Below are 7,333 nucleotides of genomic sequence, written 5' to 3' on the forward strand. Positions count from 1 at the left end.
GGCGGGGGCAGTTTCTGGGGATACGATTAAGAGATATGTTGAGAACCAAAAAACTAAGTAATTGGTTAGCTACGTACCTACGCTAACCCCCTTATATCCCACGGCTAAAGCACGTGGGTTTTACGGCGTTTTCTATAATTTACGAGAAACAGACCCGGATCGATTTGAACTGATAACCGATACTCTGTCTGCTGCCTTTCCTAGTTTTGAAAGTTTGAGTTTTCCCCCAGTAGCAGCAGGCACATTGGCATTGACTTGGAAAGATAAAAATTTTTCGCACCCCCTTTATATGCATCAGCTTTCCGAGGGGACTGTGCGGTTTTTGTGGTTAGTCACCCTGCTGCAAAGTCCGAATTTAACTGCTGTCACATTAATTGATGAACCGGAAGTCAGCTTGCATCCAGAATTGTTACGATTGCTGGTGGATGTCATGCGAGAAGCATCGAAACGAACGCAGCTAATTGTTGCTACCCATTCCGATCGCCTCATTCGCTTTTTGCACCCGGCAGAAGTATTGGTCTGTGATGCGGATGAAGAGGGGTTCACGACGATGACTTGGGCGGATTCTCTGGATTTAGAGAAATGGTTAAAAGAGTATAGTTTAGATGAACTGTGGGCGATGAACATCATGGGAGGGCGATCGTGAAAATTGCTATTTTAGTTGAAGGGAAAACTGAAATAGCATTGATGCCGAGTGTGCGGCGCATTCTGAATTCCCGCTTACCTGCTGGAATAATGCCTAGATTAAAGCCAATCACTTGTGATGGACGGATTCCGAAAGAAGAAAAACTCAAACGTGCGGTAGAAGCGTTGCTCAGTGGCAAGGATGCTCATGATGCAGTGATTGCCTTAACTGACGTTTATACCGGAACTAAGGATTTTAACGATGCAGCCGATGCCAAAAAGAAAATGAGACAATGGGTGGGAAACAATCCTAACTTTTATCCCCACGCTGCACAACATGATTTTGAGGCATGGCTGCTACCCTTTTGGCCGACCATTCAAAAGTTAGCCAAGCATAATAAATCAGTTCCTAGCGGCAATCCGGAGGAGGTGAATCATCATAAATCGCCCTCGAAACATATTCAAGAAATTTTTGAAAATGGCCAATCCCCTAGAAGCTATAGCAAAACTCGCGATGGTTTAAAGATTTAAAAAGCCAACGATTTGATGGAGTCTATCCAGGTTTGTTCTGAACTCAAGGCTTTTATTAATACAATTTTGTTTTTATGTGGCGGTGAAGAAATTCTGTAAATTCAGATTCATTCCTAACCTAAACACGCCAATCCGCTTGAGAGAATTTTTCAAGAAGTCTAGCTATCGAAAAAGTCTGAAGTGATCTCGTTCAGGTCATCCTCGGTATTTATAAACCGAGGATGACCCGATGGACTGGGTATAATATTCAGGTGAAAAACCCTAGAGTTCAGAAGGTTAACTCGCTTGAGAAGCCAGTTCAAATCGGCGGTTTACTTCTTCCCAATTGACGACATTCCACCAACTGTTCAAATATTCCCCCCGCTGATTTTGGTAGTTGAGGTAATAGGCGTGTTCCCAGACATCATTGCCCATGATGGGATATTGTCCATCCATGAGGGGACTATCTTGATTGGGGGTACTGGTAATTTCCAGTTGACCTTGCGCATTGCGAACTAACCAAACCCAACCACTGCCAAATTGACTGCTTCCTGCTTGATTAAATTGCTCTTTGAAGGTCTCAAAACTGCCAAAGGTTTCGTTAATAGCTTGGGCGATCGCCCCGGTGGGTTCTCCTCCACCATTCGGACTCATGATTTCCCAAAACATCGAATGATTGACATGACCTCCGCCATTATTTCTGACGGTTGTGCGGATATCTTCTGGCACCTGATTTAAATTGCGAATTAAGGATTCAACGCTTTGGTTGCGGAGATTGGCATTATTTTCTAATGCCTTGTTTAAGTTACTAACATAGCTGGCATGATGCCGATCATGATGTAACTCCATCGTCCGCGCATCAATATGCGGTTCTAGGGCATTATAGGGGTAAGGCAATGGCGGTAATTCAGCCGGAGAAGCACTCAGTTCGCTGAGGGGACTGGTTGTCGTTGCTGGTGTTTGAGATAGGTTGTTTTGACCCATTCCCTGACAAGCAATCAGCAGGAATAACGCCATAATTCCGGCCAAAACTGAACCAAACCGCCATTTTTTCTGGTTTATCATGGGTGAATCTCCAATGAGTGAATCTGGTTAAACTTTAACGAGTGATGCGAAGAATTTTATCACCATCCGAGGGACAACCGCCACGACCATCACAATTGCTGGTGGTGATATAAAGTTCACCATCGGGTCCAATTATAGCCTCTCGGAGTCGTCCATACTCCCCTCGCAAATACACTTCATGCTGTTGCACTTGTTGGGGAGATTGCGGGTCAAAAACTACTCGCTGCAAATGTTCCGATCGCAGAGAAGCAATGATTAAATCTCCTTGCCATTCCGGAATGGCTGTCCCGGTATAAATGGCCGCACCTCCAGGGGGTAACGCATCTCGCCAGACGATAGAAGGGGTAACTAATCCCGCCTGTGATTCACAGCGATAAATAGTCGGCCACCCGAGATTATCCCCCGCTTGTGCGACACTGACTTTATCATGGCCTCGTCTACCTAATTCTCCACTGGGTCCATGATCCGTGACTTGCAAGGTTGACTCATTCACCCAATCAAACCCTTGAGTATTGCGAATGCCCAGAATATAGACAGGATTGCCCGGAAAAGGATTATCCGGGGGAACATCGCCCTCGGGAGTGACCCGGAGAATTTTACCGGCGAGACTGCTGACATCTTGGGATAAGTCCGGTTCGCGGGCATCTCCCGTGCCAATATACAGCATTCCATCGGGTCCAAAGCGAATCCGTCCGCCATTGTGAAATTGTGCGACGGGAATATCATCCAAAATAATGCGATCGCGAGTCGCACTTAACCCATTCGAGGCCAGTTGCCATCGTTCCACCCGGTTAACCGATGCGCCCTCGGTATCGGCAGTATAGTAAACATAGAAGAATCGATTACTGGCAAAATCCGGATGCATGGCAATTCCCAGCAGTCCCCCCTCACCCCGGGCCGTCACATTAATCGTAGCAACGGCCTCGGGCCGCAGTTGACCGTTTTGGACCAATCGCACCCGTCCGGGTCGTTCAGTTACCAGCATATCCCCATTGGGCAAAAACCCAATTCCCCAGGGAACATCCAGTCCATTCACGACCTCTTCTATCCGAATATTGACTTGACCTTGGGGACCAAACCCATTTTCCACCAAGATGCAAGCGGTCTCGGGACTGGAGGTGGGAACGCCTTGGGCCAGTTCCTGGGGGCGGTTTCCTTGTCCGGTGGTGTTATTTTCCAGCAATGCGCCGGTGGGGGCGGTACAACTGGCCACCCCAATCAAACTCACGATGGGTATGAAGGTGAGAATATGGCTTAACTTAATCATCAACTCTAAAACCTCAGTGATTGGATTCTACCGATTTAAGTGGGTAGATCGACCCCTTAATGTCAGAGAGTAAACCTCAAGAACTGCCCGGATTCGGTGATAACGGGTGTGGCTATTTTGGCATACAAATTCCACGCTAGAATAAGGGCGTGACAACTGACATCTGTCTTGGGGAAGAGTCTCAAGAGGGTTTGGAGACCAAACCCCTACATCAGGGAGAGGGTGATCAGACCAAACACCTACATGAAAAAACGATTTTTCGTCATTAAATTTACCACATTGACTGGGCTAGTATTGATGTCCCTGAAGGGTTACAATATGGACCAAATCTGGGGAATATCCTTGTGCGAGATGCGGTCTTGAGCGTTCTGCCGAATCAAACCTTAACCCTAGTTGGCGGTAATATTAGCATTGAAGGCGGACAATTACTAGCACCGGGTGGAGGAGTCGTGTTGGGGGGGATATCCGATACGGGAATGGTGGAATTACCCGGGAGAAACACTCTGAAACTGCCTGAAACTGTCGGGCGATCGCCGCTCAATCTCACTAATGGGGCGCGAGTGGATGTGGCCGGTGCAGGGGGTGGAAGTATCTCGATTCAGGTCGAAAATCTGCTGATTTCGGGTCAGTCTGAGATTCGTGGAGGGATTGCCCAAGGGTTAGGAACACTCAGTGCACAAGCAGGAGATAGCGACTGCTTGGCGACGGGATGCTGATGGAACAATCCAGTTAATTACGGCGATACCCGAGGGAGGTATTTCTTTTCCCGGGTTGCGATCGCATGACTGTCAATGAATTGAATAATAGCGGTTGTTAATATCTGTGAATGAGTCTTGCGAGTTAGACCATCCCTGGATATGATAGGAACGAGAGCAGATCCTTTATCAGTTGTGGAATGCCCTCACCCCCAAGGCCTCTCCCAAAGGGGGAGAGGGGATCTATAGATGTCATAAATCATTTAGGATTGCTATAGAGAAAATGGTGATTACTGTGCCCTGATTAGGTGAGGATATGCTTGCCCGATTCTTGAACAACCCGTCAATTTCTCCGGACCCATCAAATTGGATTGCTTTATGTCTAAAACTCCTGACTTGACCGACCGCTTCATTCGCCAAAAATCCGCCCCTGACCTGTTTAGCAAAGGCAAGTCTGATTATGAAGAAGGTCATGTAACCGCAGTGACTCGGCGAGGCAATTTACTCAATGCTGAAGTAATCGGCAACGCAGTCCAACCCTATCGGGTTCAAGTCGGGTTTGATCAGGGGGGTTTGACCTCGGCGACCTGTTCTTGTGCCTATGATGCTGAATGGTGTGAACATATTGTAGCCACCCTATTTGTGGTGATGAGACAACCGGAAACTATTCAAGAACGTCCGACTTTGGAACAACTGCTCGATCATCTCAACTTGGGACAAATCCAAGGATTAGTGCAAGATTTAGTTAAGCAAAACCCGAAACTACTGGATGAAATTGATTGTTATATTACCTTAATAGCTGGCCCCAGAACCGCCCCAAACCCGTTAGAAAATCAGCGACCTTCCCCTATTAATACGGCTCCATTTCGTCAACAGGCGCGGGATATTTTATATGAGGGGATGCAGTATTTTGAAAATTTAAGCGGGGAAGATGACCCGGTAACAGAGGAGTTATTAGATTTAATTGATAATGTACAAGGGTTAATAGAAATTGGAGAGACTTATAATGCTTTAATTGTGTTAGAAGCCATTGCTTCAGCTTGTGCAGCGGATTGGGACCGAGTGGGAGAATATGGGATTGATCCGGATGAAATTGTCATCGCCCTGGATGAGGCGATCGCCGAAGCAATTCTCAGCGACTCCCTCAGTTCCAGTGAAGTGGAACAGCGGCGATCGCGATTAGAAATACTCCAAGATGAGTGGAGTACCGAATTTCCCCTCAGCTTAGAATCCCTCACCCAAGGATGGGATGATCCGGATTTAGTAGAAGCCCTCAAAGGAACCCTCCCTGAACCCGAAATCGAGGAAGATTCTATCGCAAATTATTCCCCTAATTTGGTGTTAATTCGCTTAAGAATTCTGGATCGGCAAGAACGATATCAGGAGTATTTGAACCTGGCTAAAGCGAAAGGTCAAATGAAACAATATCTTACCATGTTGGGCAGTTTAGGACGAACTGCCGAAGCAATGGAAGCCGCCCAGAACCAGATGAAAACAATGGAGGAAGCGTTATCCCTGGGTCAAACCTTACACAGCAATGGGTCAGTCAACAAAGCCCTGGAAGTCGGGCGCATGGGGTTAAAATTATCGGGAGATTGCCAATATGCACTCGCCAGTTGGACCGCTGATTTAGCCAAAGAATTGGGAAATACCGAGATAGAACTGGATGCGAGACAATTAGCCTTTTGCAATCAACCCACTTCTACAGATTATTTCAAAATTAAAGAATTAACCGGAGAAAATTGGTCCAAAATTCAGCCAGATTTATTAAATGCTCTCAGGCAGTATCCAGGTTGGGGAATAACTGTAGTTAAGGTTGATATTTTCCTGAATGAAGGCTTAATTGATGATGCGATCGCCTCCGTAAAAGGCTTGGGTTCCTATCACATAGATTTGGTGCATCGGGTCATGGATGCCGCAATTAAACAACGTCCAGACTGGGTGATTGAAACTGCGCGACCCCTGGCAGAAGCGATTCTTGATCGCAAAAAATCTGAATCCTACAATCAGGCGATCGCCTGGTTGAAAAAAGTCCGGGCCGCCTACTTTCAAAAAGAACAGTGGGAACACTGGAAAACCTATCGTCAAGAATTGCTACAAACCCACGCCCGCAAATACAAATTCCGGGGGATGCTAGAAGATAGACGCTTAGACTAAACCTCGTCCCATCTTGCCAGGGGGAAGGGTTTCCTGCATTAGGCATTTCCCTTCTTCCTTTGAGTTTTAATAGATAAATGTACTCTGCGGATTAATCCCTACTCAATTGCTTTAATTCATGCCATAATTAGAAGACAAAACCCCTATAGGTGAGCGAATGTTTCCCAAGCAAAAGTTTACGATTACGACTTATCTCAGTCCTGATGATGTCCAGAAAAAATTAATAGAAGTTGTCGAACCTCCCCCCACCAGAATCCAATTCCAGTGGAAAAGGTCGGATAAACTCTACCGGGGACAAATTGGCGAACATTCTTTTAAGATTGCCAGAATTATCTACTATCGAAATTCTTTCTTACCGCAGATTGAAGGTCGAATAAACGCCCACGGTAGAGGCAGCCAAATCGAAATCGAAATGAAACTGCACCGGTTTGTTTTAATTTTTATATGCGTTTGGCTGAGTATGGTTGGACAATTTGTCTTAATGGCTTTAATGGTCCTGTTCCAGGAAGAATTTGAACCAGCTTTTTTAGTCCCTGTGGGAATGTTCATTTTTGGTTTAGCGTTACCCTGGATTGGATTCATCCCCGAAGCTAAGGGTTCTAAAAAGTTTTTACTGGAGTTGTTTCAAGGTATAGAAGAAAATCCCCTGTAAAACGAATGGAAAGCCTTAAAGTTAACATCTCATCCGTCTATAGCAGATCCTTTATCAGTTGTGGAATGCCCTCACCCCCAACATAAGGCGGCCCAAAGGGGGAGAGGGGAGCAGGAGAGGGCATAAATCATTTAGGATTGCTATAGTCAAGGGAGAGGGAAAGTATGAGTATTATTGTGTTCGGTAGTATCAATCTCGATTTAGTCACCCGCACTCACCGACTTCCCAAACCTGGTGAAACTCTGGCGGGAATTAGCTTTTTTACCGCATCCGGTGGCAAGGGTGCAAATCAAGCGGTTGCTGCTGCGAGATTGGGGATGACAACCTTTATGATTGGGCGAGTGGGTGGAGATAGTTTTGGAC

At 46.2% G+C, this 7,333-nt stretch carries 8 protein-coding genes; 6 read left to right on the forward strand and 2 right to left on the reverse strand.

What is annotated here, in order from left to right:
- The first annotated feature begins 61 nt into the window (after window positions 1-61).
- Window positions 62-646 carry an AAA family ATPase gene (locus tag J0895_RS15120; RefSeq protein WP_242541338.1) on the forward strand — a complete coding sequence of 195 codons (585 nt, stop codon included), beginning with the start codon at window positions 62-64 and terminating at the stop codon, window positions 644-646.
- Entirely contained in the window at window positions 643-1,155 is a 513-nt protein-coding gene (locus J0895_RS15125; protein ID WP_340643527.1) for a DUF4276 family protein, read from the forward strand. Before J0895_RS15120 ends, J0895_RS15125 begins: the two co-directional genes overlap by 4 nt.
- 276 nt (window positions 1,156-1,431) lie before the next feature.
- Here J0895_RS15125 and J0895_RS15130 read toward each other — a convergent pair whose 3' ends face one another.
- Window positions 1,432-2,199 carry a superoxide dismutase gene (locus J0895_RS15130; protein ID WP_242541339.1) on the reverse strand — a complete coding sequence of 256 codons (768 nt, stop codon included), beginning with the start codon at window positions 2,197-2,199 and terminating at the stop codon, window positions 1,432-1,434.
- A gap of 34 nt (window positions 2,200-2,233) precedes the next feature.
- Window positions 2,234-3,466: a PQQ-dependent sugar dehydrogenase gene (locus J0895_RS15135; protein WP_207088884.1), complete on the reverse strand. Its 1,233-nt coding sequence runs from the start codon at window positions 3,464-3,466 to the stop codon at window positions 2,234-2,236.
- Window positions 3,467-3,810: 344 nt separating this feature from the next.
- On the opposite strand from J0895_RS15135, the gene J0895_RS15140 reads away from it, so the two are divergent.
- The 4 genes from J0895_RS15140 to J0895_RS15155 all read left to right on the forward strand — a co-directional run.
- Complete coding sequence (locus J0895_RS15140; RefSeq protein WP_207088885.1) at window positions 3,811-4,182, forward strand: hypothetical protein; 372 nt, start codon at window positions 3,811-3,813, stop codon at window positions 4,180-4,182.
- 357 nt (window positions 4,183-4,539) lie between these two features.
- The gene (locus tag J0895_RS15145) at window positions 4,540-6,318 is read left to right on the forward strand and encodes an SWIM zinc finger family protein (RefSeq protein WP_207088886.1); all 1,779 of its coding nucleotides are present in this window, start codon (window positions 4,540-4,542) and stop codon (window positions 6,316-6,318) included.
- A 157-nt stretch (window positions 6,319-6,475) separates the two neighbouring features.
- Window positions 6,476-6,970 carry a hypothetical protein gene (locus J0895_RS15150; protein ID WP_207088887.1) on the forward strand — a complete coding sequence of 165 codons (495 nt, stop codon included), beginning with the start codon at window positions 6,476-6,478 and terminating at the stop codon, window positions 6,968-6,970.
- Between the two features lie 164 nt (window positions 6,971-7,134).
- Window positions 7,135-7,333: PfkB family carbohydrate kinase (locus tag J0895_RS15155; RefSeq protein ID WP_242541340.1), on the forward strand; the 199-nt coding region annotated here is incomplete at its 3' end.

Origin of the sequence: Phormidium pseudopriestleyi FRX01 (assembly GCF_017313335.1) — a bacterium.
Lineage (GTDB): Bacteria > Cyanobacteriota > Cyanobacteriia > Cyanobacteriales > Laspinemataceae > Laspinema > Laspinema pseudopriestleyi.

Coding starts and splice junctions, on each gene's coding strand:
- J0895_RS15130 (WP_242541339.1), bottom strand. CDS start 2,199: ATGATAAACCAGAAAAAATGGCGGTTTGGTTCAGTTTTGGCCGGAATT.
- J0895_RS15135 (WP_207088884.1), bottom strand. CDS start 3,466: ATGATTAAGTTAAGCCATATTCTCACCTTCATACCCATCGTGAGTTTG.
- J0895_RS15145 (WP_207088886.1), top strand. CDS start 4,540: ATGTCTAAAACTCCTGACTTGACCGACCGCTTCATTCGCCAAAAATCC.
- J0895_RS15150 (WP_207088887.1), top strand. CDS start 6,476: ATGTTTCCCAAGCAAAAGTTTACGATTACGACTTATCTCAGTCCTGAT.